We start from the raw sequence: 25,010 nt of genomic DNA on the forward strand, positions 1-25,010 counted from the left end.
AGAGCTCCTTCATCCTTCGGGCACGGCCCGGATCCTAGAGTATGGAAAGGAATGATTAATTGTCAAGTTTGTTAATTTGTTTTATTATGTATTACGTTAAGCTGAGTCGGGAGGCGCCATGTTGAAGGGTTCAGCCAAGGGACGTTACGGGTTGCTGCTCATGGTGGAACTGGCCCTCCAGTCTGGCCGCGGCCCGGTCCTGGTGGCGGATATCGCCGAACGCCAAGCCCTTCCCGTCAAGTTCCTCCGCGTGCTGCTCGGCAGCCTCAAGACCGCGGGTCTGGTGAAGGTGCAGCGCGGCCCCAATGGCGGCTGCGAGCTGACGCGGCACCCCAGCCACATCACGGCCTTGGACGTGCTGGAGGCCCTCGAAGGCCGCTTCATCGCCGGCAGCCTACCTGCCGACGCGACCTATGGCGCCCGTGCCATCCGCGAACTCTGGTCCCGCAGCACGGAAGCCGCCCGTACCGTCCTCCGCGGCACCACCCTCGCCGACCTGGCCGACCGGCACCAGGCCTTGGAAGTGGATAGCCAGGGCTACTCGATCTGAGGGCTGCTCAACCCAGACCCTAGCCTGGCGAAGGCCGCATCGCCAGGGCCCTCTGGAGAGCTTCCTGGAACTCCGCGAGCCGATAAGGCTTCTTGAGGAGCCCGGCCAGCCCCTCGACGAACAGGTCCGTGTTGGAAACGTTGTAGCCGCTGCTGAGCACCACCGGGACACTGCGGTCGATTTTCCGCATTTCCCGGAAGGCTTGCTGCCCATCCATGCCCGGCATGATGAGGTCCATGAGCACCATGGCCAGCTCCCCATGGTGCAGGCGAAAGAGTTCCACAGCCTCCAGGCCATCTCTGGCTTCAAGGACCGAGAACCCGAAGTGCTCCGCCATGCTCCGGGCCACGGTGCTCACAGTCAGTTCATCATCAACCACCAGGATCTGGCCCTCCCCCCGCCAAACCGGCGGCAGGGACTCCGCGGGCGGAGTCCCTGCGGAGCCCGCCAGGGCGGGCATGAAGATCTTGAAGGATGAGCCACCGTCGGGCTCGCTTCCCACCCAAAGCCCACCCCCATGGCTGCGGATGATTCCCATCACGGCGGCCAGGCCCAACCCGCGGCCCGTGAATTTCGTCGTGAAGAAAGGTTCGAAGGCCCGCTTCACCAGCTCGGGCGTCATCCCCTCGCCCGTATCCGCCACCTCCAAGCTGGCATAGCGGCCCGGCGTCAAAGGCAGTACCCAGTGGCCCGTCCCGAGGGCTGCCTCGTCCACCGTTTCTTCCCGAGTCCGGATGGTGATCCGGCCCACCACGCCTGCCGGGCATGCTTCGGCAGCATTGGTGATCAGGTTCATCAGGACCTGGAAGATCTGGGTGGCATCGCCGTGCACCAGCGGGAGCCCCTCTGCCAGGTCGCTGTGGAGGGCCACGTTCCGCGGCAGGGAGGCAGTGAAGACCTGGATCGCCTCCATGGCGACAATGCCGAAGTCGACCTCGGCCATCACGGGTTTTCCGGTCCCCGCGTAGGCGAGCAGTTGGCGAGTGAGGCTGGCCGCCCGCATGGCCGCCTTTTCGATGGCCTCGAAGTAGGGTGTTACGTCGCGACCCTCCTCCGCGGACATGGTGCCCAGGTTCGCATTGCCCAGAATGGCGGTGAGGAGGTTGTTGAAGTCGTGGGCCACACCACCAGCCAGCACGCCGAGGGTCTCCAACTTCTGGGCCTCAAGGAGCTGGGCTTCGAGATTCGCAGTGTAGGAAATATGGGCTGCGGCTTCCGCGGCGACCTGGGCCATGGTTTGGGCATTGACCGTCGCGACGACGAGGTTCTCATTCGCCTCCCGCAGTTGATCAGCGGCCCGCTCCGCTGCCTCCGCCATGGTCTGGGCAGTGACGCTCGCGAGGACAAGGCGCTCATTCGCCTCTCGCAACTGCTCGTCACTGACCGCACCAGGCTCGGCGATGGAATCCGCCGCAAGTGGGGCCGGGCCTGGCATATGTTCATCCACCCCAGGCGGAGTTTCAGCCAGGCCTGGCTGGCGGGCGCGGGCACCGTTGCTCATCGTGATTTGCCTACGTGTGGACGGGCGAGTGTCGGGGTTGGCTGGCCGCCGAGGAGCCGTTCGTACTCGACCACCGGATCACCGATCACAAGGCCTTCATCTGTGATCTCGTACTGGCGCAGCTGATCGCTGTGCTGGCTCCCGCGCACCTTGACGACAGCCATGACGCGCTTCAGACGGCTGTTCATCTCGATGTAGCGCTGGACGATGATCGCGTCGGTGAGGAACGCCGATCCATAGGAGCTGAACCGCAGGTCCGTATACCGGTCTTCGAGCTCCGAAGTCATCAGCACTGTCACACCAAGGCCGGACAGGACGGTGATCATGCGGAACAGCGATTCGCGGAAATCCTCCCGGAAAGTCGGCGCCACCGCCAATTCGAACCCGGACAGCGAGTCGATCACCACTCGGGTCGCTTTCATTTTTTGGATGAGGACGATCAGGCGCTGGACAATCTCGTCGATGGACAGATCCATCAGGCGGGTGTTGATCAGGCCGATCTTCCCGGCCCGGACAAGCTCGTCGATCGTGTGGGTCCACGACTGGCTCGGGGTCTGCTCGAAGGCCACGATCACGCCTGGTTCGCCCCGGCGCACGCCTTCGGCCAGGAAGGCCGTGGCGAGGACCGTTTTCCCCGACCCGGACGGCCCCGCCACCAGCAGCGAATAGCCGGCTGGCAACCCGCCGCCCAGCATGTCATCGAGGCCGGGTACGCCCATGGCCAGCCGCCGCTCGGAGTGCCGGCGATCGGGTGGGGGGCCCAAGGTTTCGCTATCACTGGGGATGCTGGCCGCTGGGAAGACTTCGATGCCATCGCCGGTGATGCGGAAGGTATGAATCCCAGGGCTGGTCTGCTGCCCACGCATCTTCAGGATCTGGATCTTGCGCACCATCGAGTTCCGGTAAACGCTCTGATTCAGTGACAGCAGACCATCGGCCACCGAGAAGACCGGGTGGGCGTCCTCGTCGGGAGTGTATTCCCCGATCAGGAAGGTCGTCGCCTGCCATCCGCTCAGCTTGATCCCAAGTTCCTGCATGAACTGAAGCGGGCTGAGCGTCTCCTTGGCGTGGTGGCTCGCCTCCAGCATGAGCGAACGGAAGGAATCGACGAACACAAACCCTGGGGAGAAAGCTTGGACCTCCTCCATGATGCGTGCCAGGACCTGGTCGAAATGCCCCGTCACGACATGGTCATTCAAATTGACGAACTTGATCGATCTATCGATTTTTTTAGGATCGAAGAATGAGAACTGCTGTTGATAACGAAGCATCTTCAGAGGCGGTTCCCCAAGGACAGTGAAAAACAACGCCCGGCGCTCCGGTTTCGCCAGAGTGAACATGATCTGGTGGGCCAGCGTCGTTTTGCCGGATCCTGGGCAACCGGCAATCAGATTGAAGGAGAACTCCGGGAGACCCCCACCCAAGATCGAATCCAGACCAGGGACCCCAGTGGCAAGCAGGGAGATATTCACTCTTTTCCTCATGGGTTGTTCTCCTGTTCAGCTGCAGGTGTTGGTGGCGTCCATACCGGCTCCAACAGGCGTTCAGTCAAGGACTCTCCAATCAGCGTTGCCAACAGTTCGGTAAAGATCACCAGCCACGTAAAACTCCCTGCGGTACCGACCTCAGGGTCAAGGGTCTCGAGGCTCGCTCTGAGGTTCGTCAGAGGGTGGGCACTGTCCTCGGCCCCCCCAGCTTTTGAAAGCCAGGGGAAGGTAGCACTTGCGATCTGTAATGAGCGACCCAAGAGGGCCTCGACGCCCTTTCCACCGATGACTGGGGCAAGTCGTACCGCGATCTGGCCCCAGAGGCGGAGGGTGGCCTCCGCCACACCGTGGGAGCTCGGGGCAATGCCGGCGGACAGCGCCAAGGTCCTTCGAATCGAATCGCGCCACATGATTTCCTGGCCCTTAACCGTGGTTACCCGAGATCCCGGCAAGGGAATGGGCGGGGCGATGAAGCCGGGGTACGGATGGACGAGGTGCGAAATTCCACCGCTGACTCTGGCCGAAGCAATTCGAGCAAACATGTGATAAATCCGCTCCCCTCATCCCCTGATCTCCTTATGCCCACAGCTGACATGGAAGTACTCAGAGTTCCTCTTGGTTATCTAGAGCACGATCTACGCCACAAGTTATGGCCAATGGATTTAATTGTTTGCAAAATTATCATTTATCTATAAATCGGCTCATCCAATCAAAATGGATTGCATGCCCCTCCAATTTGACGCATCAACCCGACGCGCAGGACGGCCTCAGAAGGGTCGATGAACCAGAGCACCGAGGCGGGCTCGTGGAGAAAGCGGAATCGAAGGGGTGCGCCCGGCTGCTGATAACTAAGCCAGGGCGCACCCCCTTCCACCACAGTGGGGCCGCCCATCAGGCGACCTGCACCCTATGCAAGAACAGCCTCAGGGCTTGAGGTCCACCACCATCCCCTCGGTCGGGGCCTGCCCCTTCTCCTTCACGTCAGCGCCGCGGTAGAGGGTCCAGCCGGGGAGCCCCCTGGGAATGGCCTTGGTCATGGCCCATTCCTGGACACGGCTGTTGGAGATCATGAGCACCAGCATGCGCTTGGGGTTCCAGGGGTTGGGGAAGGTCGCCAGTAAACCGTCGTCCGGCCGTCCGTAGGTGCGGCCCTGCCACTTGAACCAGCCTGGCCCACCTTCGAAGGGCAGCTTGCCCTCGGCCAGTAAGCGGGCAGTGAGGCCATTCTCGGCGGGGCCACCGAAGACCAGCAGATCCTGGGTGGCCAGGTCGGCATCGGTCACTTCCGCATCGGGCTTCAGGGGCAATAGCACTTCCGTCATGTTGTCCGCGAGGGCCTCGCGGTAGTTCAGGGCGAGGGTGCGCTGGGCCTCCACCTCGCGGGCCGTGCCAAACACCAGCAGCGTGGCACTCCAGTCATCCAGCACGTTGCCCGGCACCCAGAAGTTGGCCCGGGGCATGGGAAGGTCGTTCCCCGCGTTGAACACCAACCGCGTGGGGCGCGCCTCGCTGCGGAAGGTGAGAGCGGCCTTGGCGCCCGTCACCTCCACCCGTTCCAGCTTCGAGCCCTTCTCCGTTTCCAGGCTCGCGAAGGCCACGAAGGGATAGGCAAAGTCCGTCTGTTCGACTTCCAGTTTCACCGCATAGCCTTCGCCCGCCTTCTCGACGCGGGCCCGGACTTTGGGTGCTGGAAGGTCGGCGCGCTCGAGCCAGGGTTTCAGGATGGGGGCAACATCCCTTCCGGCGCCCTCGGACAGGGCCTTCAGGATTTCAGCCGTGGAGGCCGTCTGGCCCTGGAAGCGCCTGTGGGCTGCCTGCATGGCCTTGGCGAAGGCGGCATTGCCCAGGTGCAGCCGCAGCTGGTGCAAGGCGAACACGCCGCGGATGCGGGGGATCTGGTAGGCGCCATAGCGGTCGTAGTCCGTCGTGGTGGCCAGCGGGGCCTTGACGCCCTCCTTGGCGTCCAGCCAGAGGTGGCGGGTGGCCAGGTCCGCCAGGGCTGCGGACTGCACCTCGAAGGCCTTGGCGGGCACAGGCGGCAGGTGCTTCAGCTGCTGCCAGTACGCGGCGGAGGCGCTCACGAACCAGTTGTCCGCGTCCGAGGCAGGCTTGACAGTCCCTGTCCAAAGTCCCTTCGGGGTGAAGCTGTACGCCTCCTTCACACCCGTCACATCGGGCGAAGGTGCAGCCTTCGAAGGCTTTCCGTCACTCCAGGCCGCTTTGGCGGCCTGGAGCTTGGCCGTCACCCAGATCGGACTGAACGCCGTATACCCATAGGTCAGGTGGGGCGTGGCGCCCGGCAGATCCGCGATCCAGCGGCCGCCCACCATTTTTTCACGTTGGGTGGTCTTGCCCTGGTGGGCGATGAACACGAGCTTTTCGGCCATTTCTGAGGTGGTCAGCTTCCCGTCGCAGGCGTGGGGGCGGTTGATGGGGCTGCTGGCCATGAGGCGCGTGGAGGCGTCGATGTCGAAGCCGCCCTTGCCGTAGGTCTTGAAGGCCTCCTGGAAGGCGATGTCGCGGTTCCAGGTGTTGAAGGCCAGGTCCGCGGGGGCATTGTCGGGATTTCCGGTGTATTCACCGCGCACCTCCAGGTCGCGGTTGTTGTTGTTGGCCCAGATGAACTCGCGGTGATGGCCGGGCGTGTCGGCCGCCTTGCCCTTGGCGCCGGTGCGCCACATCCGCGTCTTCCCGGTGCCCAGCAGGAAGCAGGCGCCTTCATCAGTCTTGGTGTCGGCCATGGTCCAGTCGTTGGTGTAGAGGCCGTTGTTCTGCCTGAAGAGGATTTCGGCGGCCTCGTCGATGCCACCGGCATACTGGGCGGCCTTGCGGATGCGGTTGCTCTGGGGCGTGCCGTCGGGGTTGAAGGGCGTCTGGCCCACGGTGGTCTCGCCCATCACCAGTCCCGCGGCATTGAGGTACCAGTCCGTGCCGCTGTGGATGCCGCCGGCGAAGGTCTGCATCACGAAGCGGTGGCCCTTCTCGGGGGCGACGTCCAGCATCACGTTCCATTCAGTGCCCGTGTACCCGTTCCACATGAACATCTGGGTGAAGATGAAGCGGCCGCTCCGGGTGGCGTCCTTGGTGGCCACAAAGGAGGAGCAGTGGTCGCCCTCCCCGCCCTTGGCCATCTCGTCCTCGCCGGTCATGAAGGTCCGGCCGGTGAGGGGGTTCGCCGCGCGAGCCAGACCCTCCTGGAGGGAGCTCATGTCCACGGCGCTGTTCAGCGTCACGATGTCGAGCAGGTCCACAGGGCGCCCCTTGAACGCCGCGCCGACCTTCGCCGCGCCGTCCGCGATGCCCTTCATCTCCTCCAGGAACTCCACATCGTACTTGCGGAAGAAGAGGGCATCCGCCAGCTGCCGCTGGTCGGCCCAGCCGCGGGCGGGATCGGCCGCGTTCTTCAGCACGCCCAGCTTCGTCATGTAGCGCACGATCTCGTCGGCCATGAGCTCGCCATGCTGGCGGCCCCGAGCGTAAGGCGCGCCCTCGATGTGCAGAAAGGTCCAGCCGCCCATCTCGTAGCGGAAGCCCTTCCCGGCCCAGCGCACGGTCTGCAGAGGAATGAACTGGGTGACGTCCTCCACCTTCTCCAGCTTGACGGCGCTGAAGGTGACGGCGCCCGTAGCCTTCCCGTTGCGGCCCAAGTGGAGCTGCACGCGGTCCGTCGGGGCGGTGGCGAGGAACAGCAAGGAGACCTTGCGTTCGGATGTTCCGGCCACGCTCTGCGAGGCATTGGTGAAGGGGAAGCTCTCCATGGAGAGACAAGCGCCCAAGGCCGTGGGGTAGCGGGCCAAGGCATCGGCCTTCACGCTTTCCGTCCTCACCGTGGCGCTGAGCCGGTACAGCTCGCCCACCTTCAGCATCACGGGGGACGAGACCAGCGTGGACTCGGAACCCGCCGGAGCCGCCACCATATGCAGGCCCTGGGCCTGGCCCGCGGACCCGGGCTTTAGGGTGAAGCCGGACGCAGGAAGATCAGCGGCATGGGCCAGTACTGCCAGGGCCATCAGCAGCCCGGCGCGAAGCATTCGGATCATGGGAGCCTCCACCCCCCAGCATGCCAAATCCATCGCCAAATTGCCTCGCTTTTTGAGGCAACAAGGGCCTGCTTTCAAAGTGGATGCGAGCCGCGACGCCGTCCAGCCGCGCGCATGGCCAGGCGGCGACCGAAGGGCGATGCGGGACATCGTTCGAGGTCGTCAACGCAGCCAGGGGTGCGGCTGGGCGACGTCGCGGAGGGCAAGGGGCGGCGCCCGGCGCGATGCCGCGTCAAGCTCCTCGTCGATAGTGCCGCTATCGCTTTCGTCGCTTTCCTTGCCTCGCTTGGGCGGCGCCCCTTGCGCGGCCACACCCCACTTTGAAAGCAGGCCCTGTGAGCATCCGTTACGCTGGAGCCATGACGTTAAAAAAATGGACCTTTACCGTGGACCCCGAAGACGCCGAGCTGCGCCTGGACCAGATCATCGCCAAGCGCACGGATCTGTCGCGCCGGGCGGCCCGGGAGGCGCTGAAGCTGGGCGGAGTTCAGGTGGACCGCAAGCGCGTGAAGGTGGCGGGTAAGCTGGTGAAAGCCGGCATCGAGATCCGTGTGGCCTTCGATCCCGACCTGCCCCCGGTGCCGACCACCGCCATTCCCATCGTGTTTGAAGACACCTGGATCCTGGCCGTCGACAAGCCCGCGGGCCTGGCCACGCAAGGCACCTGGGCCACGGATCGTCACGACCTGCTGGCCCTCCTCAAGACCCAGCGGCCGGACCTGCAGCTGTTCCTGCATCACCGCCTGGACCAGGGCACCTCGGGCCTGCTGGTGCTGGCCAAGGACCCGAAAGCCAACAAGGGGCTGGCGGAGGCCTTCGCGGGCCGGGACCTGGAGAAGCTCTATCTTGTCCGGGTTTCCGAGCCTCTCGCGGCCTGCATCGTGGAGGCCCCCATCGGCAGGATTCGCGGCGCGGATCCCGGCCGCTTCGGCTGCACGGGCGACCTCATGGAGCCCAAGTCCGCCCGCACGGATTTCCGGCCCGCCACCGACGAGGAAACGGCCGGCCTCACCCCCGGTCACTACCTGGTGGCCCGCATCCACACGGGCCGCACCCATCAGATCCGCGTGCATCTCGCCCACCTGGGCCGGCCCGTCCTCGGGGACACGCTCTATGGCGGCGAGCCCTCTGATCGCCTCTGGCTCCACGCCTGGCGATTGGGCCTGAAACGTCCAGTCACGGGTGGGGATCTGAGGCTGGAAGCACCGCCCCTCCGGTTCAAGGCCTGACCGGGCCGTTGGCCCCAACCTATCTCCTGGTCCAGAATGGGCCTACGGAGCCTCGAAGGGCCCTGCACGGAAGGCACGCATGAACCTCCCTGCCCAAGCACTCGACCGGGTGGCAGTCCTCATTCCCTGTTTCAACGAAGAGGCAGCCATCGCTCGCGTCGTGGCGAATTTCCGCGCGGCCCTGCCCGGCGCGGCCCTCCACGTCTACGACAACAACTCGACGGACCGGACGGTGGAGGCGGCCCGGTCGGCGGGCGCCCTCGTGGGCTTCGAGACCGCCCAGGGCAAGGGCCACGTGGTGCGCCGCATGTTCGCGGACATCGACGCGGACGTGTACGTGATGGTGGACGGCGACGCCACCTACGACGCCGCCAGCGCCCCCACCCTGGTGGATCTCCTCCTGCGCCGCCAGCTCGACATGGTGGTGGGCAGCCGGGTCGAGACTGGAACCGAGGCCTACCGCCGGGGCCACCGCTTTGGGAACCGTCTGCTCACCTCCGCGGTGCGCCTGCTCTTCGGCCAGCGCTTCACGGACATCCTCTCGGGCTACCGGGTGTTCTCGCGGCGCTTCGTGAAGAGCTTCCCCGCCCTGTCGCGGGGCTTCGAGATCGAGACGGAACTCACAGTCCACGCGCTGGAGCTGGCCATGCCCGTGGCCGAGCTGGCCACGCCCTACGGGGCTCGCCCCGAAGGCTCCGCCAGCAAGCTGCGGACATACGCCGACGGGTTCCGCATCCTGCGGCTCATCGCCTCGCTCTACCGGAACGAGAAGCCGCTCCAGTTCTTCTCCGTGCTCTCGACCCTCCTGGCCCTAGCCGCCATCGGCCTGTCGGTGCCGATCTTTCTGACCTACTTCCGCACGGGCCTGGTGCCCCGGTTCCCCACGGCGATCCTCACCACCGGGATGATGGTCATCTCGGCGCTGGGCTTCACCTGCGGCCTGATCCTCGACACCGTGACCCGGGGCCGCAAGGAGCTGAAGCGCATGGCCTACCTGGCCATCCCGCCCCTGGGCGGACGGCCGGCGGGAGTGGAGGGCGGCCGATGACCCAGCTCCACCCGCGTGAAGGTTGGGCCTCCCGCCTGCGGGCCTGGGCCGCCCCGGCAGGCCTCCTCCTCTATGCCCTGCTCCTGTTCGGAGGCACGGCCTGGCTCCAGGAGGGCCTCTTCGAGCGGGACGGCTACTTCCACGCCCGCTTCGCGGCGCTGATGCCCGCCCAGGGCCTGTCGCGGGCCTTCCCGTGGACCCAGCTGAGCACCTGGCGGGAGCACTTCTGCGACAAGGAGTTCCTCTACCACCTGGCCATGGCCCCCTTCGCGCGGATCGGCGACGATCCGATCCTGGGCGCCCGGATCTTCGGCGTGCTGCTGTCCGTGGCGGTCCTGGCCGCGCTCTACGCGGTGCTGCGGGCCCACGGCGTCCGCTTCCCGGCCTTCTTCACGGCCCTGACGCTGGCCACCGGCGGCCTCTTCATCGCCCGCCTGGGGATGATCCGCTCCCACGTGCTGAGCATGCTGCTGCTGGCCCTGGGTCTGCACTTCCTGTTGCAGAAACGCTGGAAGGCCCTCCTCGTCCTGGGCTTCATCTACGCCTGGGCGTACACCGTCCCCTTCGTGTTGGTCATGACGGCGGTCCCCTTCGTGCTGGGGACGTGGCTCGGCGGCGAATGGCCGGACCTCAAGCTGCCCCTGGCCGCGGGCGCCGGCTCCGTGCTGGGGCTGGCGATCCATCCCTACACGCCCCTCACGCTTGAGACCTTCCTTACCTACATCCAGGTCTTCCGCCTGGGCCTGCAGGGGTCGGCCGCGTCCGGATTCGAGCTGGGGAACGAGCTCTACCCCTACTCGTGGCCGGTCTTCTGGGACATCTACCCCCTCCTGCTGATGCTGGCCTTTGCGCTGCCAATGGCCCTCCTCTTCGTGCGGAAACGACTCACCCCGGGCACCCTCGGCCTGGGCGCGGCCGCCCTCTTCTGGTTTGCCCTGACCGTCGCCACCCCCCGCTTCTCCGAATACTCGGCCCTGCTCGTGCCCGCGGCCTGGGCGCTGGTAGTCCGCGACCTGTGGCCCCTCCTGGAGGCGTCAACCTGGTGGACCGCTCCGCGCCCCGTCCGCCTGGCGGCGGGCGCGTTGGCTCTGGCCGTCCTGGTGGGATTTCACGCGAGATCCCTGACGTTCTACCGGGTCTACCAGTCCCAGGCGTCGCCTCCGCGCTTCTTCACCGGCGCCTGCGCCTGGATGGCCGGGAACCTGGGGCCGGGCGAGACGGTCATCAACCTCTACTGGGACGACTTCCCCGAGCTGTTCTACGACGGGTACCGGCAGAGGTTCCTCTGGGGCCTGGATCCCACCTATTCCCTGCGCGACGACGCGGACCGGGCGAGGCTCCTCGAGCGCCTGCGGCGGCACCAGGTCCGCCTGGACGCCGACCTGATGAAGGCCCAGTTCCACGCGCGGTTTCTGGTCCTCCGCGCCGCCCGGGCGGCCGCGTACCCCGAGCTTCGGCAGGCCCCCTTCCGGGTGGCCTACGAGGACCCCACCGCCCTGGTGGTGGCCCTGGATTGAGGGGACGAGCGGGTATCCTCGCCTTATGAGACTTCCGATCCTCTTCAATCCCGCTTCGGGCACGACCCTGAAGGATCCAGACGCCCTGCTGCGGCCCCTCCCGAAGAACCTGCGGGACCGGGTGGAGATCATCCCCTTCGGGCCGCCTTGGGACTTTGGCCCCGCCATCGACCAGGCCCGACGGGCGGAGGGTCCCCTGCTGGTATGGGGCGGGGACGGCACCATCCACCACGCAGCCCGGGCCCTGTTCGAACGAGGTTGTCCCGTGCCCCTCGGGGCCATCCCCGGCGGCAGCGGGAACGGTCTGGTGCGGGGCCTGAGGACTCCGCTGGAGCCTGCCGGCGCTCTCCAGCGGCTGCTCGAAGGCCGGGAAGTGCGCATGGACCTCCCGCGTCTGGACGGCGCCCCCTTCGTGAATGTCTGCGGCACCGGCTTCGAGGCCGCCGTGGCCCACCGCTTTGCGGGCCTCCCGGGCCGTGGCTTCGCCGCCTACGCCCGGGCCACCCTGGAGCTGTGGCGCACCTGGAAGCCGACAGCCTTGGCCTGGGAGGCAGATGAGGCGCCCATGCCCTCTTCTGACGGCCGGATCGAGCGCATCCGCGCCGCCTTCCACCCGGGTGCGCCAAGGCTGCCGGAAGCCGTCTGGAGCCTCTGTTTCGCCAACCTCCCCACCTACGGCAGCGGGCTGTGGATCGCCCCACAGGCCGACCCCACCGACGCCTGCCTCCAGTGGGCCACCCTGGCCCGGCCCACCTGGCTCACCCTGTTCACCGAGGGGCCGAGGCTCTTCCAGGAGGGCGGGCACACGGCCCTCCGCCACGAAGGACGGATCCGCCGCGCCACGCTGCGCCTAGAGCGCCCCTTGCCCTGGCACCTGGACGGTGAACCCGTGGCCGAACGCGACCGCGCCGAGCTGACGGTGGAGCCGCGGGCGTTCCGCATGCAGGTCACGGCCGCCTGTCCCTGGTCGTAAGGCCTAGCCTCACGCAGAAACGGCCCTGTCTGGGCCGTTTCTGCGCAGGAGATCTGCCTGTCTAATGAGGGTAGACAGCGGGTCCGGTGAGGCTGGGCCCGCGGAACTCGGCACTGACGCTGGGGCTGGCGCCCCAGAGACCAGCCACCATCTTCACCTTGCCGAGGTCCGCCTTGGCGGGATCCCAGTCCCGGCGGACAGCCAGGGTGTAGGGATTCTTGGCGTCGGACCACCAGGCCGGATCGTCCACGATGACGTAGACGGCCGTGGCTTCCTTATTGGGATTCTTGTAGCTCACGAGAATCGGCTGGGGCGCGTAGGCAGCCTGCATCATGCCGCGTCCGGGCTGTCCCCACTTGTCCACAAGCATGAGGCGGAACCAACCCAGATTGGCATGCTGGACCTCGATCTGGACGGTACCCCCCACGGGCACAGCGATGCCATAGGCCCGCCAGCCGGAAGGAACCTGGACGTAGTCTGTGAGGGCCTCCACGGTGTCACCGAGAGGGGTCACCGGGACGAATCCCCGGCGGGAGAGCCACTGGATCTCCGCCATGATGTCCCGGCGGCGCCAATAGCCGAGGTCCGGCTGGTTGGTGCACCGGTTCCAGGCGGGCGGCACCACCACGCGGGTGCCCGGATAGAGGTTGAGGTTGGTCGCCCGGGGCGCGAGGTCCGCCGGACGTGGATCCACTTGGCGTGTTCGGGGCCCTGGATGGCGGTCCAGCCGGTCCAGCCGATCCAGCCGGTCCCCCCGATCCCCGGTCATCGGCCCGGACATGGCCCTAGGATTGCCCGGGCGGGACATCTCGGGAGCCGAGCGGTCGACCGTGGGGCGCATCGGCTGTGGCGAATCGCGACGGCCTCGTTCCTGCTGTGGTGAAGCGCTACAAATCGCCGCCGCCAGAAAAAGGGGCGAAAAGAGCGTTGCAGCTCTGAACTGCGGACTGTGGAACCTCATCGCACACCCCCTTCGTTCCGCTGGAACACCATTATCAAGCCAGAGCCATGCCAGTGCCTGGGTTATTCTGGCGGCGTCTAAACATGGGGGCCTCAAGGTGTTCGGCAAGATTCAGCATATCCATTTCGTGGGCATCGGCGGCATCGGCATGTCGGGCATCGCCGAGGTGCTCGCCAACCTGGGTCACAGGGTCTCCGGCTCGGATCTCAAGGAGAGCGCCGTCACCCAGCGCCTGCGCGGGCTGGGTATCGAAGTGCACCTGGGCCATCAGAGCGAGGCCATCGAAGGTGCGCAGGTGGTCGTCATCTCCTCGGCCGTGAAGGGCGACAACCCCGAAGTCGTGGCGGCCCACGCCGCCAAGGTGCCGGTGATCCCCCGGGGCGAGATGCTGGCGGAGCTGATGCGCATGAAATACGGCATCGCCGTGGCAGGCTCGCACGGGAAGACCACCACCACCAGCATGGTGGCCCAGGTGCTCAGCCATGGCGGCCTCGACCCCACCATCGTCATCGGCGGCAAGCTCGGCACCATCGGCAGCAACGCCAAGCTGGGCAAGGGTCCCGTCCTGGTGGCCGAGGCCGACGAAAGCGACGGCAGTTTCCTCATGCTGAACCCCACCCTGGCCACCATCACCAACATCGACCGGGAGCACCTGGACCACTACAAGGATCTGGAGGAGATCCAGGATGCCTTCGTGGCCTTCGCCAACAAGGTGCCCTTCTACGGTTCCGTGTTCCTGTGCATGGACGATCCCCACGCCGCCGCCGTGCGCCCGCGCCTGAAGCGCCAGGTGCGTACCTACGGCACTCACCCCCAGGTGGACATCCGGGCCCAGGAGATCCGCCAGGAGGGCTTCCACACCTACTTCAAGGTTCGCGCCTACGGTGAGGATCTGGGCGCCTTCAGCCTGGGCGTGCCCGGCCACCACATGGTGCTGAACGCCCTGGCCGCCATCGGCATCGCGCTCGAACTCGACGTGGAGCGCGAAGTCATCCGCACCAGCCTGGCGGAGTTCACCGGCGCCGACCGGCGCTTCCAGCTCAAGGGTGAAAAGGACGGCGTGCTGGTGGTGGACGACTACGGGCACCACCCCACGGAGATCGCCGCCACCCTCGCCGCGGCCCGGGCCGGGTTCCCCGAGCGCCGCGTGGTGGCGGCATTCCAGCCCCACCGGTACAGCCGCACCAAGGCCCTGCTGGACGAGTTCGGCACTGCGTTCTTCGAGGCGGATTCCGTGGTGGTTACAGACATCTACCCCGCGGGCGAGCCACCCATCCAGGGCGTGGATAGCGCCGCCGTGGTGGAGGCCCTGCGCTCCCATGGTCAGAAGGACGTCCACCTCGCCGGCCGCGTGGAGGACCTGCCCGAAGTCCTCAAGCGCCTCACCCGCAGCGGAGATCTCCTCATCACCTTCGGTGCGGGCTCCATCACCCAGGCCGGGCCCGCCTTCCTGGGCCTGACCTGAGGTCGTCATGAGGCACCCCCTCCGGTTGAGCCTCCCTGCCCTCCTCGCTCCAGCCTGTGTCCTGGCGGGCCTTCCGCCCGGCCTGCTGCCCGCCGGAGAACACCGCCCGGAGGTACCCCAACCCGATCTCGGGGCCCGGTACACCACCCATCCTGCGCTGCTGGCCTACGTCCGCGCCTTGGCCGCCGCCGCGCCGGACCGCGTGAAGCTCTTTTCTCTGAACGTCACGGAGGAGGGGCGGGAGCAGCCTTTCCTCGTCATCAGTTCGCCCGAGAATATGAAGCGGCTGGACGAACTTCAGGCCCTCAACGCCAAGCTCGCGGATCCCCGGACCTGCGGTGAGGGCGAAGCCCGCCGCATCGCGGAGACCAATCCCGCCTTCGTGTGGCTGGGCTACTCGGTCCACGGTTCCGAGGCATCGGGTTCCGAGGCGGCCCTGGCCGTGGCCTACCACTTCGCGGCGGGCCGGTCCCCCGAGGTCGTGAAGCAGCTCGAGCGCGTGGTGCTCCTCATGGATCTCACCCAGAACCCCGACGGGCTGGCGCGACACCGGCAGGCGGTGGCGGAAGCCACCACGCCCTTCAACACCAGCGATCCCATGGACGCGCAGAACACCAGCCGCTGGCCCGGCGGCCGCTTCAACCACCGACTCTTCGATCTGAACCGCGACTGGGCCTGGCAGACCCAGGGCGAGTCCCGCGCCAAGGCCGCCGCCTTCCTGCGCTGGAACCCCCAGGTGCTGGCGGACCACCACGAGATGTGGGCCGAGGCCACCTACTACTTCCCGCCCACCATGCAGCCCATTCACGAGGCCCTCCCCGCCGCCTTCTCTGGCCGCTGGCAGGCAGCCTTCGGGAAGAGCGTAGCCCGGGCCTTCGACGCCCACGGCTGGGCCTACTTCAGCCGCGACGTGTTCGACCTGTTCTACCCCGGCTATGGCGATTCCTGGCCCACCTTCCAGGGTGCCGTGGGCATGACCTTCGAGGTGGCTGGCCAGGGCGGCCCCGCCTACAAGCGCCAGGATGGCGAGATCCTCACCCTTGAGGGACGCATCCAGCGCCACGTCGCCGCCAGCCTGGCCACCGTGGCCACCGCCGCGGCCGAGCACCAGGCCCTGCTCTGGGACTTCCAGCGGGCCCGCCGTGAGCGCGTGGCCGAAGGCAGCCGCGCCGGGGCCTTTCTCCTGGCAGAGGGACCGGACCCAGGCCGGACGCGCACCCTGGTCGATCTGCTGGGACGCAACGGCATCGAGGTTCTGCGCACCACGGTCGACCTGAGTACCGCTGGGCTCGAACCCATCGGCCTCGCCAAGGCACCCGGCCTGCCCGCCGGCAGCTACCTGGTCCCCTTGGATCAACCCCGCGGCGCCCTGGCCCAGGCCCTGCTCGAAGGTGAGGCCCACATGGGACCCAAGCCCACCTACGACCTCACCGCCTGGAGCCTGCCCCTCGCCTTCCATGTGCCCGCCTGGCGGGCGAAGGTGCGCCCCAAGGTCGCCACGGCCCCCCTTGCCGCCAGTGCCGACGCCGTGCTTCCCGCGGCTGGCTGGGGCTACCTGATTCCCGGTGGGCATGAAGGTGTCGAGCGCACGCTCGCGGCGCTCCTCCAGGAAGGCTTCAAGGCCACGGCCCTGGCCGAAGCCGCCATGTTCAAAAGCCAGCGGTACGGTCCGGGCACCCTGGTCCTGCCCCGCCGCACGAACCCGGACTCCCTCGGCGCGCGCCTGCAGGCTCTGGCCCGGGAGAATCATCATCCCGTGGTGGCCATGGACACCGCCCAGATGGACGCGGGACCGGACCTGGGCTCCAATCGCGCCCTGATTCTCCGCATGCCCCGCATCGCCGTGCTCATGGACCGCCCCGCGAATCCCATGGCCTTCGGCGCCGTGGCCCACACCCTCACGGAAGCGGGCCTGCCCTTCGTGCAGCTCCGGGCCGACCGGTTCGGCGCCACACCGTTGGCGCGCTTCACCCATGTCGTCGTGGTGGATGACGGAGCTCAGGGCAAGGCCTGGCAGCAGGCCCTCGGCGAGGGCGGCGCGGCCAAGCTGAAGGCCTGGATCACCGAGGGCGGCAGCCTCCTGGCCTTCCAGGGTGGCGCGGCCTACGCCTCCCGGGCGAGTCTGACGCCGACGGGCTACCACCTGCTGGCCAAGGCGGCCGAGGAGGCCCGGCTCAAGGAAAAAGATCCCAAGCGTGAGGCGCCCAAGGCCGATTCTGCGGACCTGGTGCGTCCCTGGGACAAGCGCGAAGAGCGGGCCCTGGAGGAGAGCGTCCCCGGCGCCTTCCTGAAAGTGGAAGTGGACGGTAGCCATCCCCTGGCCTGGGGCCTCCACGCCGAGGGCGGCGCAGCGGTGCTCGACACCAGCGACCCCATCCTCGAGCTGAGCCAGGGTGGCGAGAACCCCCTCCACTACGGCAGGGAAGATCTGAAGGTGTCGGGCCTGGTGCCCAAGGCCATGGAAGCCAAGCTCCAGCAGACCGCCTACGCCATCCGCGAGAAGCTGGGCCAGGGCGCCGTGATCCTGGTGGCAGGTGATCCGGTGTTCCGCGGCCAGGAGCCCTTCACGCGGCGGCTCCTGTTCAACGCCATTTTCTTCGGGGCCTACCGGCCTGCTCCAGAATGAGGCCCGGAATGAGGGACACCCGATGACCAACCCCGGCGACCTCCGCTTCACCCTCGCCATCACCGGCGCGTCAGGCTCGGCTTTCGGCGTGGCGGTGCTTCGCCGCCTGTCCGCCAGTCCCGCCGTGGCCGAGATCGCCCTGCTGCTGTCGCCCACGGGGAAGCGCTGCCTGCTGGACGAAACCGGCCTCACACCCAAGGACCTCGCCGCCCTGCCGAAAGTCGGCCTGCGGGACGAGCGCGACCTGGGCGCAGACATCTCCTCGGGCTCGCACCGCCACGACGGCATGGCCATCGTGCCCTGCAGCGCCGGCGCCCTGGGCCGCATCGCCGCCGGCGTGAGCGAGTCCCTGGTGAGCCGCGCCGCGGACGTGTGCCTGAAGGAACGCCGCCCGCTGGTGCTCTGTCTCCGGGAGACGCCTCTGAACCGCATCCACCTGGAGAACATGCTCCGCGTCCACGACGCCGGCGCCATCGTGATGCCGCTCATGCCGAGCTTCTACACCGCCCCCAAGGGCCTCGACGACCTCTACGACACCTTCGCCACGCGGGTGCTGGACCAGCTGGGCCTGGCGGAGGCGGATGCCCGACGGTGGAAGGAATGATTCCTCCGGAGGTCGTCGTCGTCGGGTGCGCGGGCCTCGACACCAACGTGTACCTTCCGCCGGCCGGCATCGACTGGACCGTGGAGGGGAACTTCACGGAGAACCTTGACTGCGTGGGCCAGGCCGGGGGCTATGCCAGCCTGGGCTACGCGGCCCTGGGGCGGCGCGTGGCCTTCATCGGCCATGTGGGCGAGGACGCCGCAGGTGGGGCGGTCCGAGCGCGGCTCGCCGGTGCAGGCGTCGACCTGCGCGGCCTGGGCGTGGACCCTGCGGGGACTGCCCGGAGCATGAATCTGATGTACCCCGATGGCCGGCGCAAGAACTTCTACGACGGGAAGGGGCGCCCCGCCCCCAATCTGGACCTGCCGCGCTGCCGCGAGGTGATGGCCGGCGCCCGGCTGGCGCACGTCAACATCCCGGACTGGGCGCGCCGCCTGCTGCCGGTGGCGAAAGAGCTGGGCCTCACGGTGGCCTGCGACCTCCAGGACGTCATTGACCCGGCGGATCCGTATCGGCGGGACTTCATCGAGCAGGCGGACATCCTCTTCTTCTCCGCCGCCAATCACGGCGATCCCGGCCCGCTCATCCAGGCCTTCCTGGAGGGGCACCCTGACCGCATCGTGGTGTCGGGCATGGGCGCGCAGGGCTGCGCCCTGGGCACCCGCGACGGCATCGCCTTCTTCCCGCCCGTGGCCGACGAACGGCTCGTAGTCGACACGAATGGCGCTGGCGACGCCCTGGCGGTGGGCTTCCTCACCAGCTACGTGCTGGAGCAGCGCTCGCTGGAAGTTTCCATCCGACGGGGCCAGCTCGCCGCCCGCCACGCCTGCACCCTGCGGGGAACCTCCGCCGGCCTCATCTCGGCCCGGGAGCTGGACGCCCGGTCCCGCTGAGGCCCGGAATCAGCCCGCGCTCTCCATCAGGGCGGCCTCGGCGCGCTGGGCCCGGCGAGTGCTCCAGAAAGCCCAGAGGGCGCCCAGGGCACCGGTGGCGGCCCCGACGACGGCGAGCAGGGCCATGCTGCCAGCCGAGAAGAACCCCAGGCGCGCCAGGTCCACCAGCAGGGGTGACAGGCCGCCCATGCCCCGGGAGATCGGCAACCAGAGGCCGAAGAGGCCCAGCAGGGCCAGCAGGCTGCCGCCCAGACCCAGCACCGCGCCTTCCAGCACCAGGGGGGTGCGAATGAAGCTTTCGGAAGCCCCCACCAGACGCATGATGGCGATCTCCTCTTCGCGGGCCAGAATGCTCATGCGGATGACGTTCCCGGTGGCGAAGCCCGCGGCCACCAGAAGCACCGCGCCGAGGCTGGCCAGGGCCGAACGCAGCATGCGGGCCATGTGCTGGATCTGTTCCAGCCGTTCTTGATCTGCCAGCACGTCGCCCACGCCCGGGATGTCCCGCAGGCTGGCAGCCACTTCCACGGCCCTGGCGCCCTCGGCGAGATCCTGGCGGAGGCTCAGCTCCAGGCTTTCGGGCAGGGCGTCCTGTCCGGCACTTTCCAGCAGCAGGCCGGCCTCCCGGGTGGCGGACTGGAACCGCTGGCGATTCTCCGCAGCCGGAACGCGGCGCACCGCACGGAAGCGCGGATCGCGTCGGAGACGGGCCTCCGCTTCATCGAGGTTCTTGCCATCAGCGGCGTAGACGACGACCTTGGCCATGTCCTCCAGGCGCCCCACGAAGCGGTCGAGGCTCTCCACCAACAGCAGTCCCCCGCCCGCCAGAAGAAGGCCAGAGGCCAGGGTAAGTACGGCCAAGAGATACTGGCCCCGGTGCCGGAAGAGGTCCCGCATGACATCCTGGGTCAGCAATCCCAGCAGGCGTAGTGCGGTCACGACGCGTTCCCATCCACGGCCACGCCCTTGAACAAGGAGGTGGTGGGCGCGGGGACGATGGCCTTGGCCGCCGTACCTCCCATGGGCGCTTTCCACAGGAAGATGGTGTCATAGGCCGTGCTGCCGCTCCCCCGCAGGCCCACCAGCCAATCCTTGGTGCCGGCATGGGCGATGACTCGGAGATCCGGCTGGTCCGTGGCGCTTCCGAGGGTGGCGGTGGGTGCCTGGTCGTAGGCTTGGCCGAACATCCCGGTGGTGAAGACCTGGATCGGCGCGGTGGAGACTCCCGCATCAACGTTGTGGCGGGCCACGAAGAGGTAGCCGTTGCCGGTGTCGAGTGCGAGGGAACCGTACTGGCCGATGAGGGTCGAAGGGCCGATGATCGTGTTGGCATCCGTGAAGCCGGAGGATGTGCCCTTGCGGAGCCGCGGCCCGGTATAGGTCGTCACAGCGCCCACGGTATCGCCCGAGAGCATGAAGGCGTATACCGCACCTGACGCGGAGGCGACGCCGGTCCCGCCGGTATCCCCACTCACCGCGAGCGCAGTGAGCGCAATCGTGGCGCTCTGGGGCTGGCTGCTGGCATTGGTTACGACCCAGATTTGCGTGCCACTGCTGCCGTTCTCGGTGATGTAGAGGGTGTCGTTCTGCATGTCCAGACTGGCCTGACCGAAGGTTGAGGTGGACAGGCGACCTGTGCTGGCAAGACTGAAGGAGACCACGTCCGAGCTGGCAACTTCTCCCATCTGCGAACGGATGTTCCTCACTCGGACAATGTTGCCGGTATCCGACACGAGGTAGAGATAGCCATTCTGTCGATCAAGGCAGAGCCCGCCCCAGGCCAGACTGGCGATCTTGCTGCTGAACACGGAAGACGTGATCGTCTTGGTCGGAGCCGCCGTCGTACTGGTGCTGTCATACAGCGTGCTCAAATCGGTCCAGACAAACACCTCGCTGGTGGTGCTGTCATACGCGTAGAGGGCCACACCTGCGGTACCGCCAGAGGTGCCGTCGGGCTCCTTGCAACCCACGGCCACCAGCAGCACGAAGGCCAACAGGCCTGTAAGAAGACGTCGGATCATGGGGACCGCCTACTTGGTGGCGAAGAGCGCCTTGAGGTGGGTATTCAGGGTACGCACCATGTCGGCATCGCAACCGGCATCCACCGCACTCCGACTGATGGCCAGGGCGAGGTTCTTCACGGCCTCGGGACCATCTCCCGAGATGATCTGCTGGGTGGCCTTGGCCTGCAGCCGGTTCACCATCTCGTGCTGGGGTTCAGGCAGCACCATCTTGGCGGCCTGGGCGATGCGCTGGGTGAAGTTCATGAGCTTGACCATGCGTTGGGGGTCATCCGCCGGCGCGGGTTTGGCTGGAGCGGGCGGCGGCACCGCTGCCGCGAACCCGCCACCAACCGTTTCAGGCAGGGGGTCGTGACCCTCGGGGAAGCCCACGGGGCTCGGCGGGAGGAGCGGGGGGGGCGCGAAGGCCGGGATCTCCTCCCGGATGGTCGGCATCGCTTGCGCCGGCGCTGGCTCAGGCGCAGTCGGCGCATCGAGCTTAGGCGGCTTGCCGGATCGGATGCCCTTCAACACCACATGACCGGCCATGACCAGGCCGTAGAGATCCTTGGCCGTGGTGAGCACGGGCTTCTGCATCGCCTCGGCCATTTCGCCGACGCTGTAGTAGCCCGTGGCCAGGGCCAGGACCCGCGCCTCCCGGGCATTCACACCGTGCGGTGTCTCGCCGGGCAGCAAGGTGGAAGCGGGATAGAGGTCCACCGAGGGGACCTTCTGGCTGATGACGCGCCATTCGTCCATGCGGCGGCCCAGCTCCATGAGGATGGAGGCATTGGGCTTGGTGATGGTGGCTGGCACATCGGGCACCAGTTCCTCGAACCGGTAGCTGCCATCGAGCCACAGGGCCACTTCCATGAGGGCCTCGAAGCCCTCGCCAGCCTGGGTGACAGCATGGATGATCCGCCCGTCCTTGAGGTAGATCCGAGCCCGGGAGGCGTCCTGCTGCACATGGAAACACCCGGATTTCCCACCCTGGCTCACGAGCTGGATGATGTCGGGCAGCGGCGCCTCACGCATGGAGCCTTGAATCACACCCTGGGACATGGGTCGTTCCTCTCGGGGAAAATGGAGGCCTTCAGGAGATGTTCAACCTTACCACGGAGTGCGCCCTTCCCCCCCGGGTCCTCCTGCGCGATGCTGAAGGGTCTATGAACATGCGCCCCGATTCCCCCTTCGCCTCCATCGAGGAGGCCATCGACACCATCCGGCAGGGCCGCATGGTGGTCGTGGTCGATGACGAGGACCGGGAAAACGAAGGCGATCTCACCCTGGCCGCCGAGCATGTGACACCGGAAACCATCGCCTTCATGGCCACCCACGGCCGGGGGCTCATCTGCGCCGCCCTCGAGGGCCCCGTGCTGGACTGCCTCCAGATCCCCCTCATGGTGAGGGACAACACCAGCCCCTTCGAGACGGCCTTCTGCATCTCCGTCGAAGCCCGGGAGGGCACCACCACGGGCATCAGCGCCCAGGACCGGGCCCGCACCATCCAGGCCCTCATTGCTCCGGACGCCAAACCCCAGCACTTCGTGAAACCCGGCCATGTCTTCCCCCTGCGGGCCCGCCCCGGTGGTGTGCTCACCCGCACGGGCCAGACCGAGGCCAGCGTCGACCTGGCCCGATTGGCGGGACTCCATCCCAGCGGCGTCATCTGCGAGATCATGAAAGACGACGGCACCATGGCGCGCGTGCCCGACCTGGTGCCTTTCTGCAAAAAACACGGCCTGCCCCTGGTGACCGTGGCGGATCTGGTGGCCTACCGCCTCCGCCAGGAACCCCTGGTGACGCCCCTCGAAGTCCGGGCCATGGCCAGCCAGTGGGGGGCCCTGAAGGTCCACCGGTTCCAGAGCCTGCTCGATGGCGGCAGCCACCTCGCGTTCGTGCTGGGTGATCTGGCCGGGGACCCGCCCCTGGTTCGCGTCCATGTCGAGACTCTGCCGGACGATCTGCACGGCTTCGAGACCGGCCTGTTCCAGAAGGCCATGGCCGCCCTGGCCAAGGACGGTCGGGGAGTGCTGGTCTACCTCCGTCGTCATGCGCATACGCCGGGCGTCGCGGATGAGAGCCACGCCCAGCCCCAGGCGATGAACGACCGGGACTTCGGTGTGGGCGCCCAGATCCTGCGCCAGCTTGGGGTTGGAAAAATGCGCCTCCTCAGCCGCCACGAAACCAAGTACATTGGGCTCCGTGGCTTCGGCCTCGATATCTGCGCGCACGTGCCTCTGGAACCGTCCCTGGACCAGCCCCATACGGATCGGCATTGATCGACACCCTCTTCCTGACCCGCTCGCCCCTGTTCCGTAATCTGGACGAGGCGGAGCGTGCCCAGATCCTGATGATCGGTCAGGTCCGCCAGGTCCGCGCGGGCGAGGTGATCTTCCGGGAGGGCGATGCCGGGGATGGGCTGTTCATCGTGCTTAAGGGCTCGGTGCGCATCTCCAAGCGGAGCGCCACCGGCGAAGAGGCTCTGGCTGTGTTGGCCCCCCCCGCGTTCTTCGGTGAGATGGCCCTCATCGATCTCGCCGCCCGGGCTGCGGACGCCATCGCCAACGACGATTCCGAACTGTTCTTCATCCCCCTCCAGGACCTCCGCGCCTTGATCGAGGCACAGCACAAGATCGCCCTCAAGCTTCTCTACGCCCTCTGTGAAGTGCTCGCCCAGCGCCTCCGGGAAACCAATGACCGCTACATGAGCATCTTCACCATTGCCCAGTGGGGGGGAGCCAATCCTGGCGGCCCCCTTCCCGTACCTTGATGACCCTGAACTTGAAAGGAGTTCCCATGTCCGACCTTGTCGCCCACATCACTGACGCCGAGTTTCCCCAGGCGGTTGCCCAGGGCGTTACGCTCGTCGATTTCTGGGCCCCCTGGTGTGGCCCCTGCAAGATGATCGCGCCCGTCCTGGACGAGCTGGCCGCCGAAATGAAGGGCCAGGCCAAGTTCGTGAAGATGAACGTGGACGAGAATCCTCAGGTAGCCGGCCAGTTCGGCATCATGAGCATCCCCACCCTCATCGTCTTCAAGGACGGCAAGCCCGTGAACAAGCTCATCGGCGGCCAGCCCAAGCCCCAGCTCAAGGCGTTCGTGGAGAGTGCGTTCTAACCCTTCCGGCTTTTCAGCCCATGCCAAACGCCGGCTCGCCGGCGTTTGGCATGTACGGCCTGCGGTCGGAAGAAACTACTTCCTTCTAAGCACCAGCCGCACCTGATTGCCCTTCTCGTTGAAGTGGACTTCGTCCATCACGAGCAGAATGATGGGCAGCCCTCGGCCGCAATGGGGAGCCATCTCCGAGTCGAGCTGGGGCGGGGCGAGCTGGCCGGCGTCGAAACCCCGGCCCTCGTCGCTGATCTCCACTTCGAACCGCTCGGTATCCATGGCCAGGCGCACTTCGATGAGCCGCCCTGCGTACTTGGGATCCGCCATGCGCTTCGCGCGGAGGGCCTCATAGGGATCCTCCTCCGCGAAGAGATCCACCTTGAGGCGCGAGTCCAGATCGAGGTTGCCGTGCTCCAAGGCGTTCACCAGGGCCTCGTGGAAGGCCATGGCGATCACATCGATGTTGCTGGCGGAGGCGAAGCCCATGGGCACCAGCCGGTCCGTGAGGTGGTGCATCAGGCTCGGGATGTCCAGCTCGTCAGAGCGGAACAGGAAATGCCGCCGCTCGTTCACCAGACCACGCAGACCGTCGTCAGCCTTGCGGAGATCCCGGTGGAGATCCACCAGCCGGAACACGCTCTGCACCAGGTCCCGCAGGGCGAGCGGCTTCATGAACAGGTTGGAGGCACCGAGGCGCATGGCCTGGATCGCGTAGTCCACAGAGGCCTGACCCGTCATGAGCACCACCGGCAGGTGGGGATGGGTCGCCTTCACCTTGTGGACCACATCGAACCCATCCATCCCCTCCATGTTGATGTCACTGATGACCAGGTCGAAGGCGGGGGCATTGGGATTCTGGAGCAGTTCCACGGCCTGGGCCGCATCGGGATAGGCATGGACCTCCATGCCGTAATGGGAGAGAGCCGATTGGACCATGTCGAGCACGGCGGGATCGTCATCGATGAGGAGGATGTGCGTCCCGCTGCGGATCATGGAGGCTCC

Annotated in this window: 21 protein-coding genes; 12 read left to right on the top strand and 9 right to left on the bottom strand. The window is 66.9% G+C overall.

Features of this window, described 5'->3' with window-relative positions:
• Positions 1 to 118 precede the first annotated feature (118 nt).
• A complete protein-coding gene (locus tag NOV74_RS04390; protein ID WP_257309597.1) occupies positions 119 to 550 on the top strand; it encodes an RrF2 family transcriptional regulator in 432 nt (143 codons plus the stop codon).
• Positions 551 to 569: 19 nt separating this feature from the next.
• Here NOV74_RS04390 and NOV74_RS04395 read toward each other — a convergent pair whose 3' ends face one another.
• The 4 genes from NOV74_RS04395 to NOV74_RS04410 form a co-directional block, all read right to left on the bottom strand.
• A complete protein-coding gene (locus NOV74_RS04395) occupies positions 570 to 1,985 on the bottom strand; it encodes a hybrid sensor histidine kinase/response regulator (RefSeq protein WP_257309599.1) in 1,416 nt (471 codons plus the stop codon).
• 62 nt (positions 1,986 to 2,047) lie between these two features.
• Complete coding sequence (locus tag NOV74_RS04400) at positions 2,048 to 3,535, bottom strand: ATPase domain-containing protein (protein WP_306672276.1); 1,488 nt, start codon at positions 3,533 to 3,535, stop codon at positions 2,048 to 2,050.
• Positions 3,532 to 4,080, bottom strand: coding sequence for a hypothetical protein (locus NOV74_RS04405; protein WP_257309602.1), 549 nt, complete (start codon positions 4,078 to 4,080; stop codon positions 3,532 to 3,534). Before NOV74_RS04405 ends, NOV74_RS04400 begins: the two co-directional genes overlap by 4 nt.
• A 381-nt stretch (positions 4,081 to 4,461) precedes the next feature.
• A complete protein-coding gene (locus NOV74_RS04410) occupies positions 4,462 to 7,578 on the bottom strand; it encodes a C45 family autoproteolytic acyltransferase/hydrolase (protein WP_257309603.1) in 3,117 nt (1,038 codons plus the stop codon).
• A gap of 359 nt (positions 7,579 to 7,937) precedes the next feature.
• On the opposite strand from NOV74_RS04410, the gene NOV74_RS04415 reads away from it, so the two are divergent.
• From NOV74_RS04415 to NOV74_RS04430, 4 genes are all read left to right on the top strand, one after another.
• A complete protein-coding gene (locus NOV74_RS04415) occupies positions 7,938 to 8,807 on the top strand; it encodes an RluA family pseudouridine synthase (RefSeq protein ID WP_257309606.1) in 870 nt (289 codons plus the stop codon).
• Between the two features lie 79 nt (positions 8,808 to 8,886).
• Complete coding sequence (locus NOV74_RS04420) at positions 8,887 to 9,855, top strand: glycosyltransferase family 2 protein (protein ID WP_257309607.1); 969 nt, start codon at positions 8,887 to 8,889, stop codon at positions 9,853 to 9,855.
• Positions 9,852 to 11,372: a glycosyltransferase family protein gene (locus NOV74_RS04425; protein WP_257309609.1), complete on the top strand. Its 1,521-nt coding sequence runs from the start codon at positions 9,852 to 9,854 to the stop codon at positions 11,370 to 11,372. The genes NOV74_RS04420 and NOV74_RS04425 overlap by 4 nt, the downstream gene beginning before the upstream one ends.
• Positions 11,373 to 11,397: 25 nt before the next feature.
• Positions 11,398 to 12,345, top strand: coding sequence for a diacylglycerol/lipid kinase family protein (locus NOV74_RS04430; RefSeq protein WP_257309610.1), 948 nt, complete (start codon positions 11,398 to 11,400; stop codon positions 12,343 to 12,345).
• A 61-nt stretch (positions 12,346 to 12,406) separates the two neighbouring features.
• Here NOV74_RS04430 and NOV74_RS04435 read toward each other — a convergent pair whose 3' ends face one another.
• A complete protein-coding gene (locus NOV74_RS04435; protein WP_257309611.1) occupies positions 12,407 to 13,126 on the bottom strand; it encodes a hypothetical protein in 720 nt (239 codons plus the stop codon).
• Between the two features lie 277 nt (positions 13,127 to 13,403).
• Here NOV74_RS04435 and murC point away from each other — a divergent pair, with 277 nt between their 5' ends.
• The 4 genes from murC to NOV74_RS04455 are packed head-to-tail and all read left to right on the top strand — an operon-like array spanning position 13,404 to position 18,894.
• Entirely contained in the window at positions 13,404 to 14,771 is a 1,368-nt protein-coding gene (gene murC, locus NOV74_RS04440; RefSeq protein WP_257309612.1) for a UDP-N-acetylmuramate--L-alanine ligase, read from the top strand.
• A gap of 7 nt (positions 14,772 to 14,778) precedes the next feature.
• A complete protein-coding gene (locus NOV74_RS04445) occupies positions 14,779 to 17,397 on the top strand; it encodes a M14 family zinc carboxypeptidase (RefSeq protein WP_257309613.1) in 2,619 nt (872 codons plus the stop codon).
• A gap of 22 nt (positions 17,398 to 17,419) precedes the next feature.
• Positions 17,420 to 18,001 carry a UbiX family flavin prenyltransferase gene (locus tag NOV74_RS04450; protein WP_257309614.1) on the top strand — a complete coding sequence of 194 codons (582 nt, stop codon included), beginning with the start codon at positions 17,420 to 17,422 and terminating at the stop codon, positions 17,999 to 18,001.
• Positions 17,998 to 18,894 (top strand): carbohydrate kinase family protein, encoded by an 897-nt coding sequence (locus NOV74_RS04455; RefSeq protein WP_257309615.1) that lies wholly within the window; start codon positions 17,998 to 18,000, stop codon positions 18,892 to 18,894. The genes NOV74_RS04450 and NOV74_RS04455 overlap by 4 nt, the downstream gene beginning before the upstream one ends.
• A gap of 9 nt (positions 18,895 to 18,903) precedes the next feature.
• On the opposite strand, the gene NOV74_RS04460 is transcribed toward NOV74_RS04455, so the two are convergent.
• The 3 genes from NOV74_RS04460 to NOV74_RS04470 are packed head-to-tail and all read right to left on the bottom strand — an operon-like array spanning position 18,904 to position 21,956.
• Positions 18,904 to 19,833, bottom strand: coding sequence for a cell division protein FtsX (locus NOV74_RS04460; RefSeq protein WP_257309617.1), 930 nt, complete (start codon positions 19,831 to 19,833; stop codon positions 18,904 to 18,906).
• On the bottom strand, positions 19,830 to 20,915 hold the full coding sequence (locus NOV74_RS04465; RefSeq protein ID WP_257309619.1) for a hypothetical protein: 1,086 nt from the start codon (positions 20,913 to 20,915) through the stop codon (positions 19,830 to 19,832). Before NOV74_RS04465 ends, NOV74_RS04460 begins: the two co-directional genes overlap by 4 nt.
• Before the next feature lie 9 nt (positions 20,916 to 20,924).
• Positions 20,925 to 21,956: a DUF4388 domain-containing protein gene (locus tag NOV74_RS04470; protein ID WP_257309620.1), complete on the bottom strand. Its 1,032-nt coding sequence runs from the start codon at positions 21,954 to 21,956 to the stop codon at positions 20,925 to 20,927.
• Positions 21,957 to 22,060: 104 nt separating this feature from the next.
• Here NOV74_RS04470 and ribB point away from each other — a divergent pair, with 104 nt between their 5' ends.
• From ribB to trxA, 3 genes are read left to right on the top strand one after another with little or no spacing between them, the layout of a single operon-like run.
• Entirely contained in the window at positions 22,061 to 23,176 is a 1,116-nt protein-coding gene (ribB, locus tag NOV74_RS15295; RefSeq protein ID WP_306672278.1) for a 3,4-dihydroxy-2-butanone-4-phosphate synthase, read from the top strand.
• Positions 23,173 to 23,667, top strand: a complete 495-nt coding sequence (locus NOV74_RS04485) for a Crp/Fnr family transcriptional regulator (RefSeq protein ID WP_257309622.1) — start codon at positions 23,173 to 23,175, stop codon at positions 23,665 to 23,667. Before ribB ends, NOV74_RS04485 begins: the two co-directional genes overlap by 4 nt.
• 26 nt (positions 23,668 to 23,693) lie before the next feature.
• Complete coding sequence (trxA, locus tag NOV74_RS04490) at positions 23,694 to 24,014, top strand: thioredoxin (RefSeq protein ID WP_043483480.1); 321 nt, start codon at positions 23,694 to 23,696, stop codon at positions 24,012 to 24,014.
• Between the two features lie 75 nt (positions 24,015 to 24,089).
• Here the strand turns inward: trxA and NOV74_RS04495 are convergent, their stop codons facing one another.
• Entirely contained in the window at positions 24,090 to 25,001 is a 912-nt protein-coding gene (locus NOV74_RS04495; RefSeq protein ID WP_257309624.1) for an ATP-binding response regulator, read from the bottom strand.
• Between the last annotated feature and the right edge of the window lie 9 nt (positions 25,002 to 25,010).

Origin of the sequence: Geothrix fuzhouensis (assembly GCF_024609325.1) — a bacterium.
GTDB classification, from domain to species: domain Bacteria; phylum Acidobacteriota; class Holophagae; order Holophagales; family Holophagaceae; genus Geothrix; species Geothrix fuzhouensis.